This window comes from Actinomadura sp. 21ATH, from assembly GCF_041951345.1.
Classification (GTDB): Bacteria; Actinomycetota; Actinomycetes; order Streptosporangiales; family Streptosporangiaceae; genus Spirillospora.
Window position 1 is genome coordinate 49,912 of sequence record NZ_JBGNUR010000014.1, and the last position, 25,904, is coordinate 75,815.

A 25,904-nucleotide genomic window follows, 5' to 3' on the forward strand; every position below is an offset into this window, starting at 1 on the left:
GACTAGGGGCGGGGGGGTTCGGTGTACGATTTGTACCGGCGCTCTGGTCCCCCGTCGGAGCGCCTGTGCCGGTGTTCCGGGCCCCCGTCGGAACACCGATGATGCGACGCCGGGTGGATTGCCCCCGTATCCACCCGGCGTCGCTTTCACTTTCCGGGACCTCTTTCCCGGCTCTGAACTGTACGGACACCTCTCGCCCGCCGCCCGGTGACCGCGGACGCGCCGCCCGTCCCCGCCGAGCCCGCACGGGAGGGGGCACGAAGGCGCACAAGGGCCTGCGAAGGCTTCTCAGGGCTCCTGAGCCCGCTTCCGGCCCCGTGACCCGTTCCCGGTGTCGCCTTCACCCCGTTTTGACCCCTGGCGGCCGTACGGCGGGTGCCGGCCATCGGAGAGCAAAGCGTCGCGCGCCCCCACGCCCGGGCCTCCGCGCGGCCGGCGGCGGTGCCCGCCCGGCCCCGCGTATGCGGCGGATTCCCGGATTGCAAGACCCGTCCGTGGCCCCATCCGGCCACGGACCGAAACCCGCCTCCCGGTCCGCCCGCCGCACCCCCGTGGCGAACACTCCCCGGTTGATTCTAGAATCCAGTTCGAAGTAACTTAGCGTTCCGCTAGATGCGGACCGAAGGGAGCGTCGCTGTGCGCCGTACCGTGTTCAACGAGGATCATGAGGCCTTCCGGTCCACGATCCGGGACTTCATCGCCGCCGAGGTGGCACCCGTCTACGAGCAGTGGGAGGACGCCGGCCACCCGCCGCGCGACTTCTACAACAAGCTCGGCGAGCTGGGCGTCTTCGGGATCACGGTGCCCGAGGAGTACGGCGGCGCCGGCGAGACCAGCTTCAAGTACCAGCTGGTGATCTCCGAGGAGTGCGCCCGCGCCGGCGTGAGCTTCGGCGGGTACGGCGTCCACGTCAACCTCGTCCTGCCCTACCTGATCAAGTACGGCTCCGACGAGCAGAAGAAGCGCTGGCTGCCCGACTTCATCAGCGGCGACATGATGACCGCCATCGCGATGACCGAGCCCGGCACCGGGTCGGACCTGGCGGGCATGCAGACCACCGCCAAGCGCGACGGCGACCACTACGTCCTCAACGGCGCCAAGACGTTCATCACCGGCGGCGTCCTGGCCGACCGGGTGCTGGTCGTCGCCCGCACCTCCCCCGCCACCCCGGAGAACCGGCGCGCCGGGCTGTCGATCCTTGCGGTCGACACCAAGAGCCCCGGCTACTCGGTCGGCCGCAAGCTGGAGAAGATCGGCCTGCGCAGCTCCGACACCGCCGAGCTGTCGTTCGTGGACGTGCGGGTGCCCGCCGAGGACCTCCTGGGCGAGGAGGGCCGCGGCTTCGAGTACCTGACCCACAACCTGGCCGAGGAGCGCCTGGGCATCGCCGCCTCCTCCTACGCCTCCGCCATGGCGGCCGTGGACTTCGCCAAGAAGTACGTCCAGGAGCGCACCGTCTTCGGCAAGACGGTCTCCTCGTTCCAGAACACCAAGTTCGTCCTGGCCGAGTGCGCCACCGAGGTCGAGGCGGCCCAGTCGCTGGTGGACCGGGCGACCGAGGCGCTGGACGCCGGCGAGCTCACCCCCGCCGACGCCGCCCGCGCCAAGCTGTTCTGCACCGAGGTGCAGGCCCGCGTGGTCGACAAGTGCCTCCAGCTGCACGGCGGCTACGGCTACATCCTGGAGTACCCGATCGCCCGCATGTACGCCGACGCCCGCGTCACCCGCATCTACGGCGGCACCAGCGAGGTGCTCAAGACCATCATCGCCAAGGACCTGGGCGTCTAGGAGATCCGGATGAGCCGAGCGGGGAGCACAGCATGAGCGAGAACACCAGGGTCGCGGTCGTCACCGGCGCCGCGCGCGGGATCGGCGCGGCCACGGCCGTCCGGCTCGGCAGGGAGGGGTTCGCCGTCGCCGTCTGCGACCTCGACGAGGCCGCCTGCGCGGCGACCGTCGAGGCCGTCGAGAAGGAGGGCGCGCGGGCGCTCGCGGTCGGCGTGGACGTCTCCGACGCCGAGCGCGTCAAGGCCGCCGTGGAACGGATCGCCGCCGAGCTCGGGCCGCCCGTGGTGCTGGTCAACAACGCCGGCATCCTGCGCGACAACCTGCTGTTCAAGATGTCCGACGACGACTGGGACGCGGTCATGTCGGTGCACCTGCGCGGCGCGTTCCTGATGACGCGCGCCGTGCAGGCGCACATGACGAAGGCGGGCTGGGGCCGGATCGTCAACCTGTCGTCGACCTCGGCGCTCGGCAACCGCGGCCAGGCGAACTACTCGGCGGCCAAGGCGGGGCTCCAGGGCTTCACCAAGACCCTCGCCATCGAGCTCGGCAAGTTCGGCGTGACCGCCAACGCGATCGCGCCCGGGTTCATCGCCACCGACATGACCGCCGCGACCGCCGCCCGGGTGGGCGTCGACTTCGAGGCGTTCAAGGCCGCCTCGGCCGAGCAGATCCCGGTGCGCCGGGTCGGCACGCCCGAGGACATCGCCGGCACCGTCGCGTTCCTGGTGAGCGAGGACGCCGGGTTCGTGTCCGGGCAGGTCCTCTATGTCGCCGGCGGGCCCAAGGACTGAGGCGGCCCGCATGACCAGCCCGCGGCCGCGGCGCCGCGCCGGATCGTTCCACGACCGGGAGGCCACCGAGGACGCCCTCCGCACGGCGGCGGTCGAGCTGCTGAACAAGGAGGGCGTCCTCGCGGGGCTCAACCTGCGCGAGGTCGCCGACGCGGCGGGCGTGAACCGCGGGCTGGTCTACCAGTACTTCGGCTCGCGCCGGGCGCTGCTGCGCTCGGCGCTGCTGCACCGCTCCAAGGGGAACGCGGCCGACGCCGCGTCGGCGGCGCGGCTGCCGCTGCGCGAGCGGCTGGCCCTGCTGCTGCGCGGGAACGCGCGGCGGCCCGAGGCGATCCGGCTGATCGCGCTGCTGGTGCTGGACGGCGACGACCGGCCGCGGATCCTGCCCAACCGGGGCAGCGGCCGCGACACGCTCGCCGAGGACGCGGCGCGCGGCGCGCTCCCGTCCGGCGACGTGGACGCCGTGCACGCCGCGCTGGCGTCCACGATCTACGGCTACACGCTGTTCCGCGAGCATCTGGCGCGCGAGATCGGCGTCCCGGTGGAGGAGCTGGACGAGCGCATGGTGCCCACCCTGGAGGCCCTGTTCAGCGCGCGCCCGCCAGAGCCCGGCCGAGCAGCCGGGGAGCCTCCGCCAGGGACGGCCCGTACCAGGTGAGGAGGCGGCCGCTGACCAGGACCGGCGTGCTGCCGGGGAAGCTCTCGGGGCCGTCGGCGGCGGAGAACGCGTAGGGCTCGTCCGGCAGCACGACCAGGTCGGCGCCCGCGGCGTTGAGCTCGCCGATGGGGATCTTCGGGTAGCGCTCGGGGTGGTCCGCGTAGAGGTTGTCGACGCCCAGGCGGGCGAGGACGTCGCCGGTGAACGTGGCGCGCCCGGCGACCATCCACGGCCGCCGCCAGATGGGGACGATCGCCGTCCGCCGCGGGTCCAGGGGATCGGCGCCGGACCAGGCGCGGGCGGCCTCGTCCAGCCAGGCCGGCGCCGGGAGCCGGCACGCGAGCTCCAGCATCCGGCGCAGCGACGCCAGGGCCTCGCCGACCGTGCGGATCTCGGTCATCCAGACCGCGATCCCAGCGGCGCGCAGGGCCGCCACGTCGGGCGGCCGGTTCTCCTCGGTGTTGCCGACGACCACGTCCGGGCGCAGCGCGACGATCTTCTCGACGTCGGGGTTCTTGGTGCCGCGCACCCGCGGCACGTCCAGGCCCTCGGGGTGGGTGCACCAGTCGGTCGCGCCCGCCAGCAGGCCGGGCGCGGTCGCGGCGATCGACTCGGTGAGCGAGGGCACCAGCGACACGACGCGGCGCACCCGGTCCGGGACGGGGACCGGGTGGCCGGTGTCGTCGGCGGGGACCCCGGGATCCTGGTCAGACATTGCGCCGGTACTGGCCCCCGACCTCGAAGAACGCCTCGGTGATCTGCTGCAGGCTGCAGACCCGCGCGGCGTCCATCAGGACGGCGAACACGTTGCCGCCGCCGCGCGCGGCCTCGCGCAGGGCCTCCAGGGCGGCCGGGGCGTCGTCGCGGTGCTCCTGCTGGAAGGCGCGCACGCGCTCCAGCTGCGAGCGCTTCTCCTGCTCGGTGGCGCGGGCCAGCTCCAGCGAGCCGCCGCCGGCGTCGTCCTCCTCGCCCTCGGGGGCGCGGAAGGTGTTGACGCCGATGATGGGCAGTGAGCCGTCGTGCTTGCGCCGCTCGTACAGCATCGACTCGTCCTGGATGCGGCCGCGCTGGTAGCCGGTCTCCATCGCGCCCAGCACGCCGCCGCGCTCGCTGATGCGGTCGAACTCGGCGAGCACGGCCTCCTCCACCAGGTCGGTGAGCTCGTCGATGATGAACGAGCCCTGCAGCGGGTTCTCGTTCATCGCCAGGCCCCACTCCCGGTTGATGATCATCTGGATGGCCAGGGCGCGCCGCACGGACGCGGCGGTGGGGGTGGTGACGGCCTCGTCGTAGGCGTTGGTGTGCAGGCTGTTGCAGTTGTCGTAGACGGCGATGAGCGCCTGCAGCGTGGTGCGGATGTCGTTGAAGTGCATCTCCTGGGCGTGCAGCGAGCGGCCCGAGGTCTGCACGTGGTACTTCAGCTTCTGGCTGCGCTCGCCGGCGCCGTACCGCTCGCGCATCGCCACCGCCCAGATCCGCCGCGCGACCCGGCCGAGGACCGAGTACTCGGGGTCCATGCCGTTGGAGAAGAAGAACGACAGGTTCGGCGCGAACGCGTCGACGTCCATGCCGCGCGCCAGGTACGACTCCACGTAGGTGAACCCGTTGGCGAGGGTGAACGCGAGCTGGCTGATGGGGTTCGCCCCGGCCTCGGCGATGTGGTAGCCGGAGATCGACACCGAGTAGAAGTTGCGGACCCCGTTGTCGATGAACCACTGCTGGATGTCGCCCATCATCCGCAGCGAGAACTCGGTGGAGAAGATGCAGGTGTTCTGACCCTGGTCCTCCTTGAGGATGTCGGCCTGGACGGTGCCGCGCACCGTGCCCAGCACGCGCGCGCGGACCTCCGCGGCCTCCTCGGCGGACGGCTCGCGGCCGTGCTCGGCGCGGAACGCGTCCAGCCCCTGGTCGATCGCGGTGTTGAGGAAGAACGCCAGGATGGCCGGGGCCGGCCCGTTGATCGTCATGGAGACGGACGTGGTCGGCGCGGCCAGGTCGAACCCGTCGTACAGCGCCTTCATGTCGTCGAGCGTGGCGATCGAGACGCCGGACGTGCCGACCTTGCCGTACACGTCGGGCCGCTCGTCGGGGTCGCGGCCGTACAGGGTGACCGAGTCGAACGCGGTCGACAGGCGGGTGGCGGGCTGGCCCTCCGACAGCAGCTTGAAGCGCCGGTTGGTGCGGAACGGGTCGCCCTCGCCGGCGAACATCCGCGCCGGGTCCTCGTTGTCGCGCTTGAACGGGAACACGCCGCCGGTGAACGGGAAGCGCCCCGGCAGGTTCTCGTTGCGCAGGAAGCGCAGCAGCTCGCCGTGGTCCTCGTAGCGCGGCAGCGCGACGCGCGGGATGCGGCTGCCCGACAGCGACTCGCGCGTCAGCTTCGTGTGCAGCTCCCTGTCGCGGACGCGGACGACCTGCTCGTCGCCCGAGTACGACTCGACGACGGCGGGCCACTCCGCGATCAGCGCGGCGCTCTCCGGGGCGATGTCGCGGCGGGCGCCGTCCAGGAGCGCGCCGACCTCCTCGGCGGCGGGCCCGGACAGCTCGGCGCGGACCTCGTCCAGCCGCTGCGCGCGCCGCACGGCCTTGATCTGCGCGGTGGTCTCGGCGTGGTAGCCGCGCACGGTCTCGGCGATCTCGGCCAGGTAGCGGACCCGGTTCGGCGGGACGACCTGCGCCGCCCCGGTGGAGATCTTGGTCTCGGCGGCGGGCAGCACGCCCCGTTCCAGGCCCAGCTCGCCGGCGAGGTGCTGGTAGAGGGCGGTGACGCCGTCGTCGTTGAACGTGGCGGCGCTGGTCCCGAACACCGGCATGTCGTCGGGCGAGGACCCGAACGCCTCGCGGTTGCGCAGCAGCTGCCGGGACACGTCGCGGAGCGCGTCGGCGGCGCCCCGGCGCTCGAACTTGTTGATCGCGACGACGTCGGCGAAGTCCAGCATGTCGATCTTCTCTAGCTGGGACGCGGCGCCGAACTCGGGCGTCATCACGTACAGCGACACGTCGGCCAGCGGCACGATCGCCGCGTCGCCCTGCCCGATGCCGGGCGTCTCCAGGATCACCAGGTCGTAGCCGGCGGCCTTGCACGCCTCGATCGCGCCCTCGACGCCCTCGGGCAGCTCACGGGCGCCGCGGGTGGCCAGCGACCGGAAGAACACGTGGTCGCCGTCCAGGGAGTTCATCCGGATGCGGTCGCCGAGCAGCGCGCCGCCGCCTCGCCGCCGGGTCGGGTCGACGGCCAGCACGGCGACGCGGACCTTGTCCTGGCGGTCGGCGCGCAGCCGCCGCACCAGCTCGTCGGTGAGCGAGGACTTGCCGGAGCCGCCGGTGCCGGTGATGCCGAGCACGGGAACGTTCCGGCGACCGGCCGCCTCCGCCAGCGCCGCGCGGTCGGCATCGGGCAGCCTCCCGGCCTGGAGGCAGGTGATGGCGCGGGCCAGCGCGGGCCGCTCCCCCGCCAGTACCGCCTCGACCGGGGCGGGGTCGGCGGCGAGGTCCACGTCGCAGTCCCGGACCAGCTCGTTGATCATGCCGGGCAGGCCGAGCCGCTGGCCGTCCTCGGGCGAGAAGATCCGCACGCCGGCGGCGGCCAGCCGGGCGATCTCCTCGGCCACGATGACGCCGCCGCCCCCGCCGAACACCTTCACGTGGCCGGCGCCCGCCTCGGCCAGCGACGCCGCAAGGTACTCGAAGTACTCGACGTGCCCGCCCTGGTACGAGCTGATCGCCACGCCCTGGGCGTCCTCCTCCAGGACGGCGTCGACGACCTCGCGGACCGAGCGGTCGTGCCCCAGATGGACCACCTCGGCGCCCTGCGACTGCAGGATCCGCCGCATGATGTTGATGGCCGCGTCGTGCCCGTCGAACAGCGCCGCCGCCGTCACGAACCGCACCGGGTGCACCGGGACGTGCATCGCTCCCCCAACGTGTGAGAACAGCCCTTGGACATCCAATATTTGGAAGCTAAAATACTTTCCGTGAGCGACCCGGTCAAGAACGAGCCCCTGGACCCCATCGCCGAGGCGCACCGCCAGTGGAGCGCCCGCTGGCCCGAGCACGCCGACCGCATGGCGGCCGTCACCTCCGTCATGCGCGCGCAGCAGCTCCTGCTGGGGCTGGTCGAGGCCGCGCTGAAGCCGTTCGGGCTGACGTTCGCGGCGTACGAGGCCCTGCGGCTGCTGGCGTTCGCCCGGACCGGCACGCTCCCGATGGGCAAGGTCGGCGCCCGGCTGATGGTGCATCCGGCGTCGGTCACCAACGTGATCGGCCGGCTGGAACGGCGCGGCCTGGTCGAGCGCCGCCCCTCCCCCGACGACCGCCGGGTCGTGCTGGCCGCCATCACCCCGGCCGGCCGGGAGCTGGCCGAGGAGGCGACGGCCGCGCTGCACGACGCCGACTTCGGGCTGCCCGGGCTGGCCCCGGACGAGGCCGCCGCGATCACCGCCGCGCTGCGCGCCGTGCGCGTGTCGGCGGGCGACGTCCCGTCCTAGCGCCCGTGCCCGCGCACCCAGCCGTCGATGAGGTCGGCCGCCTCCGGCCGCGAGTTCCGCAGGTAATGCTCGTCGTCGATGAACTCCAGCCGCTTGTCGCGCGCCCCCAGCGCCTCGTGCACCGCGCGGGCGTCGCTGCCGAAGACGCCTTCGTCGGCGGTCGCGTGCACGACCAGCGACGGCACCGTGACGCGCGCCAGATGCGGCGCGGCGGCGCACTGCGAGGTGCGCAGGCTCCACATCGACAGCCAGGTCCGCAGCGTGCACTGCGACGCGAGCCCGAACACGCCGTAGTTGGCCTTCGCGGGCTCGCCCTGGTAGCAGCGGTTCGGGCGGCGGCCGGACGGCTCGATCGACGGGTCGATCATCCGCAGGTCCGCCCACGTCCGGTGCACCGTGAACAGCCGGTCCCGCGCCCGGGTGCCCCGCAGCCGGTCCAGCTCCGCGAGCGCCCAGTCCGTGATCCGCTCGTTGCGGGCCCGCTGCGCGGCGCGGTACCGCTCCTGGAACGCGGCGCCGTACGGCGGCCCGTTCCCCGCGTCGAACGGGTCGAGCGCGGGGTCCGCCGCCAGCGGGTCGGACTCGTCGGTCACCGAGGGGTCCATCCAGGCGGTGATGACCTCGGGGCGGCCGGAGTGCGCGGCCAGCGCGACGAACAGGTCGCCGGCGGGCAGGTCCCCGATCGCCTCCACCGGGCGCATCCCGGCCACCGGCGCGACGCCGGGCTCCACGGCCTGCGACTGGTACGCCGCCATGAGCGAGCCGCCACCGGAGTTGCCCAGCAGGACCACCCGTTCGGCCCCGGCCTCCTCGCGCAGCCAGCGCACGCCCACGCCGATCTCGGCGAGCGCGTGGTCGAGAAGGAAGTACGCCCCGTTCCCCCGGAAGCGGGTGTTCCAGCCGAGGAAGCCGTACCCGCGCCCGGCGAGGTGCGGCGCCAGGTAGTGCTCGGAGAAGTCGACGTCGTAGTGCGCCGCGATGAACGCGGTCTTGGGCGGCGGCGCGCCCGCCGGCCGGTGGTACACGCCCTGGCAGGGGTGCCCGCCCGCGCCGGCGCGGCCGGCCAGCGGCGACGGCAGCCCGACGAACTCCCTGGCGATCCCGGTCATCTCCGCCCTTCCCGCCCTCCTGGCCGAACGAGATTCGGTGAAGGCTATCCTGGTCCGTCCCACCCGAGGAGATCATCATGACCGATGCCGCGCCGCCCGCCGGCGCCTTCTACGAGCCGCTCGGCGGCGGCCGCTTCGCCAGCACGCCCGCGACGGCCGGGCCGTGGTCGCCCGGGCTCCAGCACGGCGGGCCGGTGTCGGCCCTCATCGGCCGGGCCCTCGAACGGCACGACCCCGCCCCCGGCACGCGCATCGCGCGGGTCACCGTCGAGATCCTGCAGCCGGTCCCGGTCGCGCGGCTGGAGGCGGCCGTCCGCACCGTGCGGCCCGGGCGGCGGATCTCCCTGCTCGAAGGCGAGCTGACGCACGAGGGCCGGCCGGTCGTGCGCGCGACCGCGTGGCGGATCGCCGCCGCGCCCGCCGGCGTCGAGCGGGCCGACCACACGCCCGCCGCTCCCCCGCTCCCGGCCGCGGCCTCCGCGCTGGACGGCTGGGAGAGCGCGTACCGGGACGGCTACCTGGCGGCGATGGAGTGGCGCCTGTCCGAGGGGACGTTCGGCGAGCCGGGCCCCGGCGGCACGTGGGCGCGGTCGCGCGTCCCGCTGGTCGCCGGGGAGGAGGACACGCCGCTGGTCCGGACGCTGACGCTCGCCGACAGCATGTCCGGCATCGGCAGCCAGCTCGACCTCACCAAATGGCTGGTCATCAACACCGACATGACGGTCGCGCTGCACCGCGACCCGGCGGGCGAGTGGCTGTTCATGCGCTCCAGCGTCAACGTGGACCCGAACGGGAGCGCGCTGGCCCAGGCCACGCTCGCCGACACCGCCGGCGCGGTCGGCCGCGGGCTGCAAACACTGCTGGTGGACGACCTTCCGGCAGGATGACCCGCCGTCCCGCGGGAACGACGCCCTAGATCCTCCGGGCTCGCCGGGTATATACGTGGGTCACCGGCCGGGAGCGGATCTCCGGCACAGCGTGGTGGCGGCGGGCCCGGCCGGGGCTGGGAGCGTGATGAGCGACGACGGGACCCTCACCTACGGCGGCTACCTGCGGCTGGACCGGCTGCTGGACTGCCAGGAGCCGCGTACCGGGGCGCACGACGAGCTGCTGTTCGTGATCATCCATCAGGTGTACGAGCTGTGGTTCAAGCAGATCCTGCACGAGGCCGCGCTGCTGCAGCGGCGGCTGGAGGAGGGCGGCAGCGCCGGGGCGCTGCACACCGGGCGGCGGATCGCCAAGATCCTCAAGACCGTGGTGGGGCAGCTGGACATCCTGGAGACGATGACGCCCCGGCAGTTCGCCACGTTCCGGGACGCGCTCGGCACCTCCAGCGGCTTCCAGTCGGCGCAGTTCCGGGAGCTGGAGGCGGTGCTGGGGCGCCGCGCGTACCCCGCCTCGGACCTGCGCGACGACCCGCGGCTGCGCGCCGCGATCGGCCGCCGGTCGCTGTTCGACTCGCTGCTGCGCTACCTGGACCGCCAGGGCCACGCGATCCCGGCCGCGGCCCTGGAGCGCGACCCGGCGGCGCCCTGGCGGCCCGATCCCGGCGTGCAGCGGGTGCTGCGCGAGGTGTACTCCGACGAGAGCAGGCCCGCCGCGGAGGTGTGCGAGATGCTCGTGGACGTCGACGAGGGCGTCCAGGAGTGGCGGTACCGGCACCTGAAGATGGTCGAGCGGACGATCGGCGCCAAGCTGGGCACCGGCGGCTCGGCCGGCGCCGACTACCTGCGCAGCACGCTGTTCGCGCCCGCCTTCCCGGACCTGTGGGAGGTCCGCTCGCAGATCGAGGAGACGGTCGTCCATGACTGAACGGGTCGTGATCGCCGGCGCCGGGCTGGCCGGCTGCCTGCTGGCCACGCTGCTGGGGCGGCGCGGCGTCGAGGTCACCGTGTACGAGCGGCGCCCCGACCCGCGCGTCGCGGGCGCCGAGCGGGGCCGGTCCATCAACCTGGCCGTGTCCGCGCGCGGGCTGGCGGCCCTGGAGCAGGTCGGCCTCAGGAAGCAGGCCCTGGAGCGGGCGCTGCCGATGCACGGCCGGATGGTCCACCCGGCCGGCGGGACGCCCAACTTCCAGCCGTACAGCGCCGACCGGGAACGTGCCATCAACTCCATCGGCCGGGCCGAGCTGAACGCGGCGCTGCTGGACGCGGCCGAGGCCACGCCCGGCGTGACGCTGCGGTTCTCCCGCCGCGTCACCGGCGTCGAGGACGGCCGGGTCCTCCTGGACGGCGAGCCCGGCGAGCGCGCCGGCGTCGTGCTGGCCTGCGACGGGGCGTACAGCGCCGTGCGCGCCTCCCTGGAGGGGATCGGCTGCGACCAGGACTTCCTGGAGCACGGCTACAAGGAGCTGACCGTCCCGCCGCGCGCCGACGGCGGCTTCGCGCTCGACCCGGACGCGCTGCACATCTGGCCGCGCGGCACGCTGATGATGATCGCGCTGCCCAACCTGGACCGCTCGTTCACCTGCACGCTGTTCTGGCCGAAGGGCGACTTCACGGCCCTCGACGCCCCGCGGAAGGTCCGCGCGCACTTCGAGGCGCACTATCCCGACGTGGCCGGGCTGATGCCCGGCCTGGAGGACGACTTCGCGCGCAACCCGGTCGGCTCGCTCGTCACCGTGCGCGCCCGCCCCTGGGTGCGGGACGCGGGCGGCGCGCTCGTCGCCCTCGTCGGGGACGCGGCGCACGCCATCGTGCCGTTCTTCGGGCAGGGCGCCAACTGCGCGTTCGAGGACTGCATCGAGATCGACCGGTGCCTGGACGAGACCGGCGGCCGGTGGGACCGGGCGCTGGCGCTCTACCAGGAGCGGCGCCGCCCCAACACCGACGTGATCGCCGACATGGCGCTGGACAACTTCGTCGAGATGCGCGACCGGGTCTCCTCGCCGCTGTTCCGCGCGCGGCAGGCCGCGCAGCACGCCCTGGAGCGGCGGCTGGCCGGGCGCTACATGTCGCGGTACGAGCTGGTGTCGTTCACGACCGTCCCGTACGCGGAGATCCCCGCGCGGATCCGGCGGCAGAACCTCATTCTCGGCGCTGCGGCGAGCGCCGCCGCGCTGGCGGCCGGGACGGCGCTGCGCGCGTCCCGCCGCTCCCGCCGCGCCGCCCGAGGGCGAGGTCGGCCAGCGCGGTGACGAGGGCGGCGGCGACCAGCCCGAGGATCACCAGCAGCCCGTGCCGGAAGCCCGCCGCCCAGTCGCCGCCCGTCCCGGCGATCGTGGCGAAGAACATCGCGCCGACCGCCGCGATCCCGGCGGCGGTGCCGACCCGCTGGCCGGTCTGCAGCATCCCGGCCGCGCTGCCGCCCTGCGCGGGCGGCACCTCCGACAGCGTGATCGTCTGGTTGGGCGAGATGACCAGCCCGCTGCCGATCCCGGCGGCCAGCAGCGGGAGCGCCGTCCACCAGACGACCCCGCGCCCGGGATGCACCTCCACCGCGATCCACGCGGCGACCAGCCCCAGCAGCACCAGGGCGAGGCCGGCGGCCACCAGCGGGCGCCCGTACCGCGCGACGATCCGGCCGCCCACGCTCGCCGCCGCGCCCGAGCCGAGCGCGAACGGCGTGATCGCCAGCCCGGCGGCCAGCGCGCTGTAGCCCAGGCCGTTCTGGAGGTAGAGGGTGAAGATGAAGAAGATGGCGGTGAACCCGGCGAAGTAGAGGAACGCGATCCCGGCGCCGAGCGCGTACGAGCGCATCCGGTAGAGGCCGAGGTCGGCGATCGGCTCGCGGCGGCGCCGCTCCCACGCCACGAACGCCGCGAGGACGAGCGCCCCCGCCGGGAGCAGCAGCCATTTGGCCGGGCCGTGCCACTCGCGCTCCTGCAGGAACGGCAGCATGATCGCGAGCACGCCGATGCCGAGCAGGACGACGCCGAACGGGTCCAGCCCCTCCCGCCTCCCGCGCACCGGCGCGGGCAGCAGCCGCCACGCCAGGACCAGCGCGACCAGGCCCACCGGGACGTTCACCAGGAAGATCCAGCGCCAGCCGTCGTCGGGCCCGAACACCGCGATCAGCACGCCGCCCAGCAGCGGCCCCGCGGCCGTCGCGATCCCGATGACCGAGCCCAGCGCGCCGAACGCGCGGCCCCGTTCGGCGCCTCGGAACAGCTGCTGGATGAGCCCCGCGATCTGCGGGTTGAGCACCCCGCCCGCGGCCCCCTGGAGCAGCCGCGCGAAGATGAGCCAGCCCATCGCGGGCGCCAGCCCCGCCAGCGCGCTGGAGGCGATGAACAGCGCCAGCCCGCTCATGAACACCGCGCGGCGGCTGCGCGCGTCCCCCAGCCGCCCCGCCGGGACGAGCACCAGCCCGAACGTCAGCGCGTACCCCGACAGGATCCACTGGAGCTGCGCCTCGGAGGAGTCGAGCCCCTCCTTGATGGAGGGCAGCGCGACGTTGACGATGCTGACGTCCAGCAGCGTCATGAACGCCGCGACCAGGCAGACGCCCAGCGCCTGCCAGCGACGGCGGCCGGACGGGGCCCCCGTGTCCATGAAGACGATCATGTCCCGCCGGGCGGCCGCCAAACCCGGTGTGCCAGGCTGTGCGGGTGAGTGACGACATCACGGGCGAGGAGCTCCAGTGCTCGGCCAAGGGCTGCCGGGCCGACGCGGTCTGGGCGCTCCGCTGGAACAACCCCAAGATCCACACCCCGGACCGGCGGAAGATCTGGCTGGCCTGCGCCGACCACCGGGAGAGCCTGTCGGCCTTCCTCGGCCGCCGCGACTTCCTGCGCGACGTCGTCCCGGTCGCCGACCGCGACGCGCCCTGAGACGCCTCAGGAGCCGCCGTCGCGGGCGGCCCAGCCCTCGGCCATCTCGGTGATCCGCGCGGCGGCGTCCCGCGCGGGCGTGCCCCGGCCCACCGCCAGGCCCAGCAGGTACGCCGTCAGCGGCGCGCCCGGCCGGGCCACCCCGTGGGCGACGTCGCGGGCCAGGTCGAGCACCAGGTCCCGGTCGATCTCCGCGCGGTCCAGCCCCAGCTCCAGGCAGACCGCCTCGATCCACTCCTCCAGCACCAGTCCTCCCTCCGGTCCTCAGCGATCGTACGGAACGGCCAGCCGGTCCGCGTGGAGGAGGGCGCCGGGGGTGTCGCAGTCGTACCAGGGCGGCCGCTCCCCCGCCGGGAGCGCCACCCGCGCGGGTCCCAGCGGGCCGAGCAGGCCGCGCAGCGAGCCGCCCTCGTAGGAGGCGAGGGCGGCGCGGAGGTCCGCCGTGGGCCAGCAGCCCGCCAGCCACTGCTCCCGGCCGTCCTCGTCGACCAGCACCGCGCCGCCCGAGCCGGCCGCGCCGGCCGCGTCCAGCAGGGCCGCCACGTGCGCGGGACGCAGGAACGGCAGGTCGGCGGCCAGCAGCACCGTCCGCGGCGCCCGCACCTCGGCCAGGCCGGCGCGCAGCGCGGGGACCGGCCCCGAGCCGGGCGGGTCCTCGCGGACGACGATCGCGCCCGGCGGGTCCGCGGCGCGCGGCGGGCCGACCACGACCAGCCGCGCGGCGCCCGCGACGGCGGCGGCGACCCAGGCGAGCAGCGGGCGGCCGCCCACCGCGGCGCCCGGCTTGTCGGCGCCGCCGAGCCGCCGCGCCCGGCCGCCCGCCAGCAGGACCGCGTCGTACGTGCCCGGCACGGCTCAGCCGCCGATCGCCGACATCGGCCGGGCCGGCTGCAGGAAGGACGGGTCGTCGATGCCGTGCCCGGCGCGCTTGGACCGGACGGCGGCGCGCCACCGCTCGGCCAGCTCGTCGTCGGTCGCGCCGGCGCGCATCGCGTCCCGCAGGTTGGACTCCTCGGTCGCGAACAGGCAGTTGCGGACCTGCCCGTCGGCGGTCAGCCGGACCCGGTCGCAGGCGCCGCAGAACGGCCGGGTCACCGACCCGATAACCCCGACCCGCGCCGGGCCGCCGTCCACCAGGAACGTCTCGGCGGGCGCGCTGCCCCGCTCGGCCGGCCCGTCCGGCTCCAGGGCGAACTCGGCGCCGAGCATCGCCAGGATCTCGTCGGCGGTGAGCATGCCGTCGCGGGTCCAGCCGTGCTGGGCGTCCAGCGGCATCTGCTCGATGAAGCGCAGCTGGTAGCCGTTGTCCAGGCAGAAGCGCAGCAGCGGCACGGCCTCGCGCTCGTTGATCCCGCGCATCAGCACCGCGTTCACCTTGACCGGCACCAGCCCGGCGGCGCGGGCGGCGGCCAGCCCGGCGAGCACGTCCGGCAGCCGGTCCCGGTGCGCCAGCCGCTTGAAGACGGCGCGGTCGAGGGAGTCGAGCGAGACGTTCACCCGGTCCAGGCCCGCGTCGGCCAGCGGGCCCGCCAGCCGCTCCAGGCCGATCCCGTTGGTGGTCAGCGACACCTGCGGGCGCGGCTCCAGCGCCGCCGTGCGGCGCACGATGTCCGCGATCCCCCGCCGCAGCAGCGGCTCGCCGCCGGTGTAGCGGACCTCGGTGATGCCCAGCCGCTCCACGCCCAGGCGGACGAGCCGGGCCACCTCGTCGTCGGTGAGCAGCTCGGGCTTGGGCAGCCAGTCCAGCCCCTCGGGCGGCATGCAGTACGTGCAGCGCAGGTTGCAGCGGTCCGTCAGGGAGACCCGTAGATCAGTGGCGGTACGGCCGAAGGTGTCGACCAGCACGGGCGCCCCTTCCTGAAGGCGGTTCCTCGAACGACCCACCCTATTGCGTGGTTGACGGTTCGCCTCATCACAGGAGACGGTACCTGCCAGGACGATCACCGGAACCCATCTGGGAGGCGCGCGTGGCCACGGCACGCGACTGGGAGTTCGCAGGAACGCGCGGGGCCGTCACCGCCCGCCTCTGGACGCGGCCCGACCCCCGCTACATCGCCGTCCTGGCCCACGGGTACGGCGAGCACCTCGGCCGGTACGAGCACGTCGCCGCGGCGCTGCTGCGGCACGGCGCCGTCGTCTGCGGCCCCGACCACCTCGGCCACGGCAGATCGGGCGGCGAGCGCGTCCTCATCGAGGACGTCGACGACGTCGTCGCCGACCTCGACGCCGTCGTGCGCTCCGCCCGCGCCGACCACCCGGACCTGCCGGTCGTCCTCATCGGGCACTCGATGGGCGGCCTCATCGCCACCCGGTACGCCCAGGTCCACGCCGACGAGCTCACCGCGCTGGTGCTGTCGGGGCCGGTGCTCGGCCGCTGGGACGTGCTGACCGGGCTGCTGGCGCTGGACGAGATCCCCGACACGCCCATCGACACCGAGACGCTGTCCCGCGACCCCGGCGTCGGCGAGGCGTACGAAGCGGACCCGCTGATCTGGCACGGGCCGTTCAAGCGCGCCACGCTCAAGGCGCTCCAGACGTCCCTCGACCGGATCAACGCGCACGGCTCGCTGGGCGCGCTGCCGACGTTCTGGGTGCACGGGTCCGACGACCGGCTCGTGCCGCTGGAGGGCACCCGCGCGGGCATCGCCGCGGTCCGCGGCGACGACCTCACCGAGCGGATCTACCCCGAGGCGCGGCACGAGGTCTTCAACGAGACCAACCGCGACGAGGTCCTCGCCGACGTGACCGCGTTCATCGACCGCGTCCTGCGCTAGCCGCGGCCAGGGGCGAGCTCCTCCCGGAGCGCGGCGAGCCACGGTTCCGCGCGCTCCGGGCGGCGGGCCAGCACGCGGCCGAGGTCCAGCCGGCCGTGGAACCGGCCCTCGGCGCGGATCTCGGCGGCGGAGGCGCGGTGGTCGGGCTCGTCGCGGTGGGCGAGCGCCGCCAGCCCGGGGCGCCAGCGCGTGCGCGCCGTGCGGCCGGGGTCGCCGGCCAGGTAGGCCCACACGCGCCGGTCCACGGGCACCGGCTCGAAGCCGTCCGGCGCGTCCCTCTCCCCCGTTCTCCGCGGTACGAGCGCGAGCAGCCGCGCGGCACCGTCCGGCCGCTCCGGCTCCCCGGCCGCCAGGTCGCAGAAGGCGAACCCGCCGGGCGCGCGGCCGTCCACCAGCCCCTCGGCGGCCGTACCCTGCAGCGCTCCCGCGAGGAAATCCCGCACCGGCGCGGCCCGCTCTCCGAAGCGGAGCGGGCGGCCGCCCGACCGGGCCAGGACGGCCGCCGCGCCGATCGCCAGCCGCGCGAACCACAGCCAGTCGGCGCCGCCGCCGTCCTGGAACGGCGCGCTCCCCAGCACCTCGTCGACGTCCCGCTCGGGCACGTGCTCGTCCACCCGTTCCGCGCGCACCATGCCGGGGTACAGCCGCGTCTCCTGCCACGCCGCGCAGTCGTCGGTCCGCGAGCCGACCTCCGCGCCGCACTCGGCGCAGGCCACGTTCGGCGCCCTGTAGCCGTGGATCCCCAGGCAGCCGATCTCGCAGCGTTCCAGGATGAGGCGCCCCCGCACCTCGCCCGGCGCCAGCACGTACGTGCCCCGGACCCGCGCGTCGCCGTACGGCTCGGGGTCCACGGCGTACGCGCCGGGCGCCATCAGAGGCGCCGCGACGGGAACGCTGAAGTGGGGCGGGCTGAGCCGGGACTCCTCGGGCATGGGCACGTGGCGGACCGGCCCGGTCAGGGCGGTCCCGCACGCCGCGCAGCAGAGAACGGTCACGGTCGACCGTACCGTCCCCCCGCCCGGGAGCACCGCCGGCGAGACGGGCTCGACCGCCGCGACGTTCCGCGATCAATGTCGCGATGGTGGAGGCCGGCACCGACCGGGCGCGGCCCGGACCGCCCACCACCGCCGACCACTTCCGCGACCGCGACTCCTATCGCGCCAGCGCCGTCCTGGCGGCCGGGAACGGCTACGCCGAGGTCCGGCTGCACGGGCGGTGGGTGAAGGCTCCGGTCAGCCCTTGACGCAGATGAGCTGGCGCAGGTGCGCGACGACCTCGACCAGGTCGGACTGGGCCGCCATCACCGACTCCAGGTCCTTGTAGGCGCCCGGGATCTCGTCCAGGACGCCGCCGTCCTTGCGGCACTCCACGCCGCGGGTCTGCTCCTCCAGGTCCTCGACCGTGAACGACTTGCGGGCCTTGTTGCGGCTCATCCTGCGGCCCGCGCCGTGCGAGGCGGAGTTGAACGCGGACGGGTTGCCCAGGCCGCGGACGATGTACGTGCCGGTGGCCATCGATCCGGGGATGATGCCCAGGTCCCCCTCGCCCGCCCGGATCGCGCCCTTGCGGGTGACCAGCAGGTCCACGCCGCCGTAGGTCTCCTCGGCCACGTAGTTGTGGTGGCAGGAGATGAGCTCGTCCCACTTGCAGCGCTTGGCGCCGAAGTACTTCGTCAGCACGTTCTGCGCGAGCGCGAGCATGACGGCGCGGTTGCGGCGCGCGTATTCCTGCGCCCAGAAAAGGTCGCGGCGGTATTCGTCCATCTTCGCCGTGCCGGCCAGGAACACCGCCAGGTCCTTGTCGGGCAGGTCCTGGTTGTGCGGCAGTTTCCGGGCCGCCTCGACATGGTGCTCGGCGAGTTCCTTGCCGATGTTGCGGGAACCGGAATGCAGCACGATCCAGACCGCGCCCTCGTCGTCGGCGCACACCTCGATGAAGTGGTTGCCCGAGCCGAGCGTGCCGAGCTGGCCGCGGGCGCGGCCGAGGCGGCCGCGGACGGCCGGGTGCAGGTCGTCGAACTCCTTCCAGAACGCGTACCAGCCGCGCTCCTTCAGGCCGGGCAGCGCCGACGGGTCCACCGGCTCCTTGTGCGCGTGCCGGCCGACCGGGATCGCCTTCTCCAGGCGGCTCCGCAGGAGGCCCAGGTCGTCGGGCATGTCCTCGACGGTGAGCGTCGACTTCACCGCGGTCATGCCGCAGCCGATGTCGACGCCGACCGCGGCCGGGGACACCGCGTCGCGCATCGCGATGACCGACCCGACGGTGGCGCCCTTCCCGTAGTGGACGTCGGGCATCACCGCGAGGCCCTCCACCCACGGGAGGGCGGAGACGTTGCGCAGCTGCTCCAGCGCCACGTCCTCGACGGTGGCGGGGTCGGTCCACATCCGGATCGGAACGCGGCCGCCCTTCAGCGTCTGGTACGGCACCACCAGCTCCTCTCCTTTATGGAAGTGCTCCGAACCGTGCTCTATGACGCCAGAGAAGGGGGTTCCGTTGCAATTTCTTTTCTCATTCTCCGGCGAGCGCGTGCCGGTCGCCCAGGCGGCGGGTGAGGCCCTGGTGGTCGAGGTGCTCCAGGAGCGCGACGGCGACCCGGCGGCTGGTGCCGAGCGCCTGGCGGGCCTGCCCGACCGTGAACGGCTGCGGCAGCGCGTCCAGGACCCGCAGCGCCTCCCGGTCGGCGCCGGGCGGCAGCACGATCCCGTCGGGCAGCCGCAGGACGGCGCCGGCGCGCGCGGCGGCGGCGATCTCCTTGGCGGTCAGGCCGAGCTCGCTGAGCCGGTCGGCGCCGGGCGCCTGGAACGGGCCGGGCAGCTCCGACCGCAGCCGCCGCACCGCCTCGGCGACCCGCGGCGGCAGGTCGGGGCCCGGCCCGTACACGCGGCCGTCCCGGATCCGCAGCGGCTCCCGGACGAGGGCGGTGACCAGGCCGCGGGCGGGCAGGCCGAGGCGGAGCCGGGCCGTCTCCAGCGGCAGCCCGGGCGCCAGCGGCGTCTCCGCGGCGTGCCGGGCGAGCTCGGCGGCGAGGCGGCGGTGCAGCCCCTCCCAGTGGTCCGGGTCGGCGAGCCAGCCGCCGTCGAGCGCGAGCGCGTCCGGCGGCGCGGCGCAGCCCATGACGGCGAGGTCGGCGCGGCGCAGCACGCCGTGCCGCCGCAGCACCAGCGCGCCGTCCGGGCGGTCGGGCCAGGTGGCCAGCTCGCGGGCGCGGGCGGCGCCGGCGCCGCGGCGGACGAGCGTGGGCGGCCGGACGTCCAGGACGCTCACGCCCGCCACGGCCCGGCGGCCCGCGTCGCGCAGCAGCGCGGTGTCGCCGATGTGCAGCGGCAGCCGCGCGTTCAGGGTCAGCCGCGCGGTGTCGGGGCCGAGGGGCCGCAGCCGCACCGGGACGGCCGCCGACCCCAGGTGCAGGGTCATCTGCCGGGGCAGCCGCCCGGACGCCTCCCCGAAGCGGGTGCGGACGTCGACCGACGTGGTGTGCGTCCAGGCGTCCGGGGTGACCAGGGCCATGCCGCGCGAGACCCGCTCGCGGGGGACGCCGCGCAGGTTGAGCGCGACGCGCGCGACGCCGCCGACGCGTTCGGCGGGGACCTTGGCCGACTCGATCCCGCGGACGCGGACGCGTTCCCCGGCGGGCGTGAGGACCAGCTCGTCGCCGACCGCGACGGTGCCGGCGGCGAGCGTCCCGGTGACGACCGTGCCGCTGCCGGCGATCGTGAACGCCCGGTCGATCCAGAGCCGCACCGGCGCCTCCGGGGAGGGGACGGGCAGCCGGGCCGCGAGCCGGTCGAGGGCGGCGCGCAGGCCGTCCAGGCCGGTGCCGCTCTCGGCGCTGACGGCGACGGCCTCGGCGCCGCGCAGGCCGGTCTTGGCGAGCCGCTCGCGGGCCTGGCGCAGCGCGTGGGTGGGGTCGGCCAGATCGGAGCGGGTGATCGCCAGGACGCCGTGCCGGACGCCGAGCGCGTCGATGGCGGCCAGGTGCTCCTCGGTCTGCGGCATCCAGCCCTCGTCGGCGGCCACGGCCAGCAGGACGGCGGGCACCGGCCCGACCCCGGCCAGCATCGTGCCGACGAACCGCTCGTGGCCGGGGACGTCCACGAACGCCACTTGCTCCCCCGACGGCAGGTCCGTCCAGGCGAACCCGAGGTCGAGGGTGAGGCCGCGGCGCTTCTCCTCGGCCAGCCGGTCGGGGTCGGTGCCGGTGAGGGCGCGCACGAGGGTGGACTTGCCGTGGTCGACGTGCCCGGCGGTCGCGACGACCTGCATCAGTGCCCTTCCCGGGACGCCAGGACGGCGGCGCGGAGCTCGTGGTCGGCGGCCGGGTCGATGGAGCGCAGGTCGAGGAGGAGACGGCCGTTCTCCACCCGCCCGATGACGCGGCGCGCGCGCAGCGGCCGCTCGTACGAGGACGGCAGCGACACCGCCGCGCTGGGCAGCCCGACGCCGGGCGCGCCGCCGCCGCCGACGGCCGCGGTCGAGTCGGCCGCGCGCGCGTCGACGCCGGCGGCGCTCAGCCGTTCGGCCAGGGTCTCGGCGCGGCGCCGCAGCTCGCCGGGGTCGGCGTGCAGCATGCGCGCCACCGGCGGCACCGGGCCGCGCAGCGTCGCCTCCAGGGCGGCCAGCGTCATCTTGTCGACGCGCAGCGCGCGGTAGAGGGGGTGCCGGCGCAGCCGCGCCACCAGCCCGCGGTCGCCGAGGATCAGCCCGGCCTGGGGGCCGCCGAGCAGCTTGTCGCCGCTGGCGGTGACGAGCGCGGCGCCGGCGGCGAGCGCGGAGGCCGCGTCGGGCTCGTCCGGCAGCACGGGGTCGGGGGCGAGCAGGCCGGACCCGATGTCGGCGACGACCGGCACGCCGAGCCCGGCGAGTTCGGCGATGCCGGCGGCGGCCGTGAAACCCTCGATGCGGAAGTTGGACGGGTGCACCTTGAGCACGAACCCGGTCTCCGGCCCGATCGCGGCGGCGTAGTCGGCGGCGGTGGTGCGGTTGGTGGTGCCGACCTCGCGGAGCCGGGCGCCGGTCGCGGCCAGCAGCTCCGGCAGCCGGAACCCGTCACCGATCTCGACCAGCTCGCCCCGGCCGATGACGATCTCGCGGCCGGCGGCCAGCGCGGTGGCGGCCAGCGCGAGGGCGGCGGCGTTGTTGTTGACGACCTGGGCGTCCTCGGCGGCCGGGCAGGCGGCGCGCAGCGCGGCCAGCGCGCCGCTCCCGCGCGGGCCGCGGCGCCCGGTGTCCAGGTCGTACTCGACGTCGGCGCAGCCGGAGGCGGCGGCCACGGCCTCGCGGGCGGCGTCCGACAGGGGCGCCCGGCCCAGGTTGGTGTGCAGCAGCACGCCGGTGGCGTTCACGACCGGGCGCAGGCTCGCCGCGCGCTCGGGCAGCGCGGCCACCGCGGCGTCGGCGACGCCCTCGGGCGGGATCTCCCCGTCGCGGGCGCGCTGCCGGGCGCCGGCCACCGCCGATTTCACGATCGCCGGGCCGAGCCGGCGGCGCGCGGCCGCCAGCCGGGGGTCGGCCAGGACGGCGTCGGTACGGGGCACGAGTCGGCGGAGGTCCACGCCGGACAACCCTATGGACGTGCGGCCCCGTCGCGAAAGCAGATCGCGCGCAACCGGCGAGATATGGATCTCTCCCCGCCGGGGAGGGGCCCCGGACACCTCTTTCGTTTCGTTAAGTAAGTAGAATCCGGGCGACCGGCTCCTTACGGTGTTTCCCCGGCGTTCCCCCCCGGCCCAGGAGGTCTCGTGACCGGCGCGAGCACGACCGCGCCCGGACGGCTCGCGCCGCCCGCGGGCGCCCCGCGCACGGCGATGATCCTGGTGGCGCTCGCCACCGCCGGGCTCGTCGTGTCCGTCCAGCAGACCCTCGTGATCCCGCTGCTGCCCCGCCTGATGGAGACCTTCCACGTCTCGGTCACGGCCGTGACGTGGGTGTTCACCGCCTCGCTGCTGGCCGGCGCGGTCGCCACCCCGCTGCTGTCGCGGTTCGGCGACATGTACGGCAAGAAGCGGATGATCCTGCTGGCCATCGGCACGCTGGCGGCCGGCTCGGTGGTGTGCGCGCTGTCGGGCTCGCTGGGCGTCCTCATCGCCGGCCGCGCCCTCCAGGGCGTGTCGGTGGCGCTGATCCCGCTGGCCATTGGAACGATCCGCGACGCGTTCCCGGCCCACCGGGTGACCACCGCGATCGGCGTGATCAGCGCGACGATGGGCGTGGGCGGCACCATCGGCATGATCGTGACCGGCCTGATCGCCGACCGCACCACCAGCCACGCGCCGGTGTTCCTGGTCGCCGCCGGGCTCGCGCTGGTCGGCATGGCGCTGATCGCCGTCTGCGCGCCCGACGTCGGCGAGCGGCCCGGCGGCCGCCCGGACTACGCCGGCGCGGTGCTGCTGGCGGCCTGGCTGATCTGCATGCTGCTGGCCATCAGCCAGGGCAACGCGTGGGGCTGGACCTCCCCCGGCGTCCTCGGCCTCTTCGTCGCCGCCGCCGTGCTGTGCGCGGTCTGGGTCGTGCTGGAGACGCGGATCCGGGAGCCGCTCGTCCGGCTGAGCCTGCTGGTGGGGTCGCGGTCGCTGTCGGCCAACCTCGCCTCGGCGCTGCTCGGCTTCTCGATGTACGCCATGTTCACCCTCATCGCCGGGTTCATCCAGGCGCCCCGCGACGAGCTCGGGTACGGCCTGAGCGGCTCGGTGCTGGACGTGGGCCTCTACACGCTGCCGAGCACCGTCACCATGCTGGGCTGCTCGGTGCTGGCCGGGCGGCTGGCGGGGCGGATCGGCCCGGCGTTCACGCTGGCGGTCGGGTCGGTGTTCGCGGGCCTGTCCTGGATGTGGCTGGCGTTCTCCAACGCGCACGTCTACGACATGCTCGCGTTCAACGCCATCCAGGGCGTGGGCTTCGGGATCGCGTACGCGGCGCTGGGGACGCTGGCGGTGGAGCACGTGCCGATGCACCAGAGCGGCATCGCCAGCGGCATCAACGCGCTCGTCCGCACCACCGGCGGCAGCATCTCCGGCGCGGCCGTCGCGGCGGTGCTCACCGCGTACACGGTCGCGGGCACCGACACGCCCACGCTGGCGGCCTACGAGCTGTGCTTCTGGATCACCGCGGCGGGCGCGGCGCTGGCCGCCGTCGTGGCCGTGGTGCACGGCGTGCGGCACCGCGCGCCGGCCGCCTGAGCGTCCGCGCGGCGCCGCGGCCACGGCCGGCACGCGCGCGGATCCGGCGCGGGGCCTTGACGAACGGTGCCTCCGGCGGGCCCTATAGGGATGCGCCCCGTACCGGTATCCGGGGCCAGTGGACCGCCGCTCCGGAGGAAGCAGATGGGCGCCTACGCCGCCGCGTACGAACGCAGCATCGCCGACCCGACCCGTTTCTGGGGGCTGGCGGCCCGGGACGTCCGCTGGCTCGTCCCGCCCGACCGGGTGCTGGACGACGGCGCGCCGCCGTTCTACCGCTGGTTCACCGGCGGTGAGCTCAACACCTGCGACAACGCCCTGGACCGGCATGTGGAGGAGGGGCGCGGCGAGCAGGCCGCGCTGATCTACGACAGCCCGGTCACCGGCACCGTCCGCACCTACACCTACCGGGAGCTGACCGGGCTGGTGGCGCGGTTCGCCGGGGCGCTGCGGGCGCAGGGCGTCGAGCGCGGCGACCGGGTGGTGATCTACCTGCCGATGGTGCCGGAGGCGGTGATCGCGATGCTGGCCTGCGCGCGGCTCGGCGCGGTCCACTCGGTGGTCTTCGGCGGCTTCGCGGCCAAGGAGCTGGCGGTCCGCATCGACGACGCCCGGCCGAAGGCGGTGGTGTCGGCGTCCTGCGGCATCGAGGGCGACCGGGTCGTCCCGTACAAGCCGCTGCTCGACCAGGCGCTGGAGCTGGCCTCGCACAAGGTCGACCGGTGCGTGATCCGGCAGCGCCCGCAGCTGCACGCCGACCTGGACCCGGCGCGCGACGTCGAGTGGGACGAGGCCGTGGCGGGCGCGCCGGCCGCCGGGTGCGTGCCGGTGGCCGCGACCGACCCGCTCTACATCCTGTACACCTCCGGCACCACGGGCCGCCCCAAGGGCGTCGTGCGCGACAACGGCGGGCACGCGGTGGCGCTGCGCTGGTCCTTGGAGAACGTGTACGGCGTCGGCCCCGGCGACGTCTTCTGGGCCGCCTCCGACGTCGGCTGGGTGGTCGGCCACTCCTACATCGTGTACGCGCCGCTGCTCACCGGCTGCACGACCGTCCTGTACGAGGGCAAGCCGGTCGGCACCCCGGACGCCGGCGCGTTCTGGCGGGTGGCGGCGCAGCACCGGGTGAAGGCGCTGTTCACCGCGCCCACGGCCATCCGCGCGATCAAGAAGATGGACCCGGACGGGGAGCTGCTCGCCGGGCACGACCTGTCGGCGCTCGACACGCTGTTCCTGGCCGGCGAGCGGCTGGACCCGGAGACCTACCGGTGGGCGTCGCGGATCCTGGACCGGCCGGTGATCGACCACTGGTGGCAGACCGAGAGCGGCTGGCCGATGGTGGCGAACCCGCGCGGGCTGGAGCCGCTGCCGGTCAAGCCGGGCTCGCCGTCGGTGCCGGTCCCCGGGTACGACGTCCGCGTGCTCGATCCGGGCGGCGCCCCGGCCGCCCCCGGGACCGACGGCGACATCGTGGTGCGGCTGCCGCTGCCGCCCGGCAACCTCGCGACGCTGTGGCAGGACGACGAGCGCTTCGTGGAGTCGTACCTGTCCCGCCATCCGGGCCACTACCTGACCGGCGACGGCGGCCATGTCGACGAGGACGGCTACGTGTGGGTGATGGGCCGTACCGACGACGTGATCAACGTGGCCGGGCACCGGCTGTCGACCGGCGCGATGGAGGAGGTGATCGCGGCGCATCCGGCGGTGGCCGAGTGCGCGGTGATCGGCGTCGCCGACCCGCTGAAGGGCCAGGTGCCGCGCGGCTTCGTGGTGCTGAAGAGCGGCGCCGAGATCGATCCGGCCGAGCTGCGCGAGGAGCTGGTGCGCATGGTCCGCGAGCAGATCGGCCCGGTCGCCGCGATCAAGGAGGTCGCGGTGGTGCCGGGCCTGCCGAAGACGCGGTCCGGGAAGATCCTGCGCGGCGCGATGCGCGGCATCGCCGACGGCCGGGAGGTCCCGGTGCCGTCGACGATCGAGGATCCGGCCGTCCTGGAGGAGCTGCGCCCGATCCTGCGCGCACCCGCGCCCTAGGCGCCTAGTGGGTTCCGGTCTTCTTCGGCCACAGCGCGGCGACCAGCCACACCCCGATCACCGCCGCCGCGACCTGGAAGATCGTCTCCCAGAAGTTCCAGCCTTCGGTCTTCAGCCCGAACAGGTGGGCCAGTCCGGTCCCGGCGAAGGCGGCGACGATGCCGACCAGCACGGTGAGCCAGATCGACATGTTCTGCTTGCCGGGCACGATCAGCCGCCCCAGCGCACCGATGATCGCGCCGAAGATGATCGCGGTGATGATTCCCCCGATGGTCATGTCCGCTCCTTCGGTCATGAGGATGGCGGTCCCGCGCTCCCCG

Annotated in this window: 24 protein-coding genes; 12 read left to right on the forward strand and 12 right to left on the reverse strand. The window is 74.7% G+C overall.

Annotation, left to right across the window (positions count from 1 at the left end; translation table 11 throughout):
- Positions 1 to 636 precede the first annotated feature (636 nt).
- The 3 genes from ACA361_RS31325 to ACA361_RS31335 are packed head-to-tail and all read left to right on the forward strand — an operon-like array spanning position 637 to position 3,237.
- On the forward strand, positions 637 to 1,788 hold the full coding sequence (locus ACA361_RS31325) for an acyl-CoA dehydrogenase family protein (RefSeq protein ID WP_375018263.1): 1,152 nt from the start codon (positions 637 to 639) through the stop codon (positions 1,786 to 1,788).
- A gap of 32 nt (positions 1,789 to 1,820) precedes the next feature.
- Positions 1,821 to 2,579 carry a 3-oxoacyl-ACP reductase FabG gene (gene fabG / locus ACA361_RS31330; protein ID WP_375017980.1) on the forward strand — a complete coding sequence of 253 codons (759 nt, stop codon included), beginning with the start codon at positions 1,821 to 1,823 and terminating at the stop codon, positions 2,577 to 2,579.
- A 10-nt stretch (positions 2,580 to 2,589) separates the two neighbouring features.
- Positions 2,590 to 3,237, forward strand: coding sequence for a TetR/AcrR family transcriptional regulator (locus ACA361_RS31335; protein WP_375017982.1), 648 nt, complete (start codon positions 2,590 to 2,592; stop codon positions 3,235 to 3,237).
- On the opposite strand, the gene ACA361_RS31340 is transcribed toward ACA361_RS31335, so the two are convergent.
- Together ACA361_RS31340 and icmF are read right to left on the reverse strand one after the other, a co-directional pair.
- Complete coding sequence (locus ACA361_RS31340; RefSeq protein ID WP_375017984.1) at positions 3,167 to 3,952, reverse strand: helical backbone metal receptor; 786 nt, start codon at positions 3,950 to 3,952, stop codon at positions 3,167 to 3,169. The genes ACA361_RS31335 and ACA361_RS31340 overlap by 71 nt on opposite strands.
- Positions 3,945 to 7,148, reverse strand: a complete 3,204-nt coding sequence (gene icmF / locus ACA361_RS31345) for a fused isobutyryl-CoA mutase/GTPase IcmF (RefSeq protein ID WP_375017986.1) — start codon at positions 7,146 to 7,148, stop codon at positions 3,945 to 3,947. The genes ACA361_RS31340 and icmF overlap by 8 nt, the downstream gene beginning before the upstream one ends.
- Before the next feature lie 63 nt (positions 7,149 to 7,211).
- On the opposite strand from icmF, the gene ACA361_RS31350 reads away from it, so the two are divergent.
- The gene (locus tag ACA361_RS31350) at positions 7,212 to 7,724 is read left to right on the forward strand and encodes a MarR family winged helix-turn-helix transcriptional regulator (RefSeq protein WP_375017988.1); all 513 of its coding nucleotides are present in this window, start codon (positions 7,212 to 7,214) and stop codon (positions 7,722 to 7,724) included.
- Here ACA361_RS31350 and ACA361_RS31355 read toward each other — a convergent pair.
- On the reverse strand, positions 7,721 to 8,833 hold the full coding sequence (locus ACA361_RS31355) for an alpha/beta hydrolase (protein WP_375017990.1): 1,113 nt from the start codon (positions 8,831 to 8,833) through the stop codon (positions 7,721 to 7,723). The genes ACA361_RS31350 and ACA361_RS31355 overlap by 4 nt on opposite strands.
- Positions 8,834 to 8,910: 77 nt before the next feature.
- Here ACA361_RS31355 and ACA361_RS31360 point away from each other — a divergent pair, with 77 nt between their 5' ends.
- The 3 genes from ACA361_RS31360 (at position 8,911) to ACA361_RS31370 (ending at position 11,969) form a co-directional block, all read left to right on the forward strand.
- Complete coding sequence (locus tag ACA361_RS31360) at positions 8,911 to 9,720, forward strand: thioesterase family protein (protein WP_375017992.1); 810 nt, start codon at positions 8,911 to 8,913, stop codon at positions 9,718 to 9,720.
- Positions 9,721 to 9,847: 127 nt separating this feature from the next.
- The gene (locus ACA361_RS31365) at positions 9,848 to 10,645 is read left to right on the forward strand and encodes a tryptophan 2,3-dioxygenase (RefSeq protein WP_375017994.1); all 798 of its coding nucleotides are present in this window, start codon (positions 9,848 to 9,850) and stop codon (positions 10,643 to 10,645) included.
- Entirely contained in the window at positions 10,638 to 11,969 is a 1,332-nt protein-coding gene (locus ACA361_RS31370) for an FAD-dependent oxidoreductase (protein ID WP_375017996.1), read from the forward strand. The genes ACA361_RS31365 and ACA361_RS31370 overlap by 8 nt, the downstream gene beginning before the upstream one ends.
- On the opposite strand, the gene ACA361_RS31375 is transcribed toward ACA361_RS31370, so the two are convergent.
- Entirely contained in the window at positions 11,860 to 13,326 is a 1,467-nt protein-coding gene (locus ACA361_RS31375; protein WP_375017998.1) for an MFS transporter, read from the reverse strand. The genes ACA361_RS31370 and ACA361_RS31375 overlap by 110 nt on opposite strands.
- Before the next feature lie 56 nt (positions 13,327 to 13,382).
- On the opposite strand from ACA361_RS31375, the gene ACA361_RS31380 reads away from it, so the two are divergent.
- Complete coding sequence (locus ACA361_RS31380; RefSeq protein WP_375018000.1) at positions 13,383 to 13,604, forward strand: hypothetical protein; 222 nt, start codon at positions 13,383 to 13,385, stop codon at positions 13,602 to 13,604.
- Positions 13,605 to 13,610: 6 nt separating this feature from the next.
- Here ACA361_RS31380 and ACA361_RS31385 read toward each other — a convergent pair whose 3' ends face one another.
- From ACA361_RS31385 to moaA, 3 genes are read right to left on the reverse strand one after another with little or no spacing between them, the layout of a single operon-like run.
- Positions 13,611 to 13,850 carry a DUF6457 domain-containing protein gene (locus ACA361_RS31385; protein ID WP_366625233.1) on the reverse strand — a complete coding sequence of 80 codons (240 nt, stop codon included), beginning with the start codon at positions 13,848 to 13,850 and terminating at the stop codon, positions 13,611 to 13,613.
- A gap of 18 nt (positions 13,851 to 13,868) precedes the next feature.
- Entirely contained in the window at positions 13,869 to 14,456 is a 588-nt protein-coding gene (locus ACA361_RS31390) for a molybdenum cofactor guanylyltransferase (RefSeq protein WP_375018003.1), read from the reverse strand.
- Positions 14,457 to 14,459: 3 nt separating this feature from the next.
- Entirely contained in the window at positions 14,460 to 15,449 is a 990-nt protein-coding gene (gene moaA, locus ACA361_RS31395; protein ID WP_375018005.1) for a GTP 3',8-cyclase MoaA, read from the reverse strand.
- Positions 15,450 to 15,571: 122 nt separating this feature from the next.
- On the opposite strand from moaA, the gene ACA361_RS31400 reads away from it, so the two are divergent.
- Positions 15,572 to 16,378, forward strand: coding sequence for an alpha/beta fold hydrolase (locus ACA361_RS31400; protein WP_375018007.1), 807 nt, complete (start codon positions 15,572 to 15,574; stop codon positions 16,376 to 16,378).
- Here ACA361_RS31400 and ACA361_RS31405 read toward each other — a convergent pair.
- Positions 16,375 to 17,373 carry a hypothetical protein gene (locus ACA361_RS31405; protein ID WP_375018009.1) on the reverse strand — a complete coding sequence of 333 codons (999 nt, stop codon included), beginning with the start codon at positions 17,371 to 17,373 and terminating at the stop codon, positions 16,375 to 16,377. The two genes, ACA361_RS31400 and ACA361_RS31405, sit on opposite strands and share 4 nt — an antisense overlap.
- Before the next feature lie 83 nt (positions 17,374 to 17,456).
- On the opposite strand from ACA361_RS31405, the gene ACA361_RS31410 reads away from it, so the two are divergent.
- The gene (locus ACA361_RS31410; RefSeq protein WP_375018011.1) at positions 17,457 to 17,621 is read left to right on the forward strand and encodes a hypothetical protein; all 165 of its coding nucleotides are present in this window, start codon (positions 17,457 to 17,459) and stop codon (positions 17,619 to 17,621) included.
- Here ACA361_RS31410 and ACA361_RS31415 read toward each other — a convergent pair.
- From ACA361_RS31415 to selA, 3 genes are all read right to left on the reverse strand, one after another.
- The gene (locus tag ACA361_RS31415; protein ID WP_375018265.1) at positions 17,611 to 18,804 is read right to left on the reverse strand and encodes an RtcB family protein; all 1,194 of its coding nucleotides are present in this window, start codon (positions 18,802 to 18,804) and stop codon (positions 17,611 to 17,613) included. The two genes, ACA361_RS31410 and ACA361_RS31415, sit on opposite strands and share 11 nt — an antisense overlap.
- Before the next feature lie 82 nt (positions 18,805 to 18,886).
- Entirely contained in the window at positions 18,887 to 20,641 is a 1,755-nt protein-coding gene (gene selB / locus ACA361_RS31420; RefSeq protein WP_375018013.1) for a selenocysteine-specific translation elongation factor, read from the reverse strand.
- Positions 20,641 to 21,930 (reverse strand): L-seryl-tRNA(Sec) selenium transferase, encoded by a 1,290-nt coding sequence (gene selA / locus ACA361_RS31425; protein ID WP_375018015.1) that lies wholly within the window; start codon positions 21,928 to 21,930, stop codon positions 20,641 to 20,643. Before selA ends, selB begins: the two co-directional genes overlap by 1 nt.
- Before the next feature lie 186 nt (positions 21,931 to 22,116).
- Between selA and ACA361_RS31430 the strand changes: the two genes are divergently transcribed.
- Entirely contained in the window at positions 22,117 to 23,553 is a 1,437-nt protein-coding gene (locus ACA361_RS31430) for an MFS transporter (protein WP_375018017.1), read from the forward strand.
- A gap of 144 nt (positions 23,554 to 23,697) precedes the next feature.
- Positions 23,698 to 25,584 (forward strand): propionyl-CoA synthetase, encoded by a 1,887-nt coding sequence (locus ACA361_RS31435; protein WP_375018019.1) that lies wholly within the window; start codon positions 23,698 to 23,700, stop codon positions 25,582 to 25,584.
- A 4-nt stretch (positions 25,585 to 25,588) separates the two neighbouring features.
- Here ACA361_RS31435 and ACA361_RS31440 read toward each other — a convergent pair whose 3' ends face one another.
- Positions 25,589 to 25,861: a GlsB/YeaQ/YmgE family stress response membrane protein gene (locus ACA361_RS31440; RefSeq protein ID WP_375018021.1), complete on the reverse strand. Its 273-nt coding sequence runs from the start codon at positions 25,859 to 25,861 to the stop codon at positions 25,589 to 25,591.
- Between the last annotated feature and the right edge of the window lie 43 nt (positions 25,862 to 25,904).

Bases quoted from the DNA above. Each gene is read 5' to 3' on its own strand.
- ACA361_RS31335 (WP_375017982.1), top strand. From the start codon at position 2,590: ATGACCAGCCCGCGGCCGCGGCGCCGCGCCGGATCGTTCCACGACCGG.
- fabG (WP_375017980.1), top strand. From the start codon at position 1,821: ATGAGCGAGAACACCAGGGTCGCGGTCGTCACCGGCGCCGCGCGCGGG.
- ACA361_RS31340 (WP_375017984.1), bottom strand. From the start codon at position 3,952: ATGTCTGACCAGGATCCCGGGGTCCCCGCCGACGACACCGGCCACCCG.
- ACA361_RS31360 (WP_375017992.1), top strand. From the start codon at position 8,911: ATGACCGATGCCGCGCCGCCCGCCGGCGCCTTCTACGAGCCGCTCGGC.
- ACA361_RS31365 (WP_375017994.1), top strand. From the start codon at position 9,848: ATGAGCGACGACGGGACCCTCACCTACGGCGGCTACCTGCGGCTGGAC.
- ACA361_RS31355 (WP_375017990.1), bottom strand. From the start codon at position 8,833: ATGACCGGGATCGCCAGGGAGTTCGTCGGGCTGCCGTCGCCGCTGGCC.
- selB (WP_375018013.1), bottom strand. From the start codon at position 20,641: ATGCAGGTCGTCGCGACCGCCGGGCACGTCGACCACGGCAAGTCCACC.
- ACA361_RS31440 (WP_375018021.1), bottom strand. From the start codon at position 25,861: ATGACCATCGGGGGAATCATCACCGCGATCATCTTCGGCGCGATCATC.
- ACA361_RS31410 (WP_375018011.1), top strand. From the start codon at position 17,457: ATGGTGGAGGCCGGCACCGACCGGGCGCGGCCCGGACCGCCCACCACC.
- ACA361_RS31375 (WP_375017998.1), bottom strand. From the start codon at position 13,326: ATGGACACGGGGGCCCCGTCCGGCCGCCGTCGCTGGCAGGCGCTGGGC.
- ACA361_RS31435 (WP_375018019.1), top strand. From the start codon at position 23,698: ATGGGCGCCTACGCCGCCGCGTACGAACGCAGCATCGCCGACCCGACC.
- icmF (WP_375017986.1), bottom strand. From the start codon at position 7,148: ATGCACGTCCCGGTGCACCCGGTGCGGTTCGTGACGGCGGCGGCGCTG.
- ACA361_RS31370 (WP_375017996.1), top strand. From the start codon at position 10,638: ATGACTGAACGGGTCGTGATCGCCGGCGCCGGGCTGGCCGGCTGCCTG.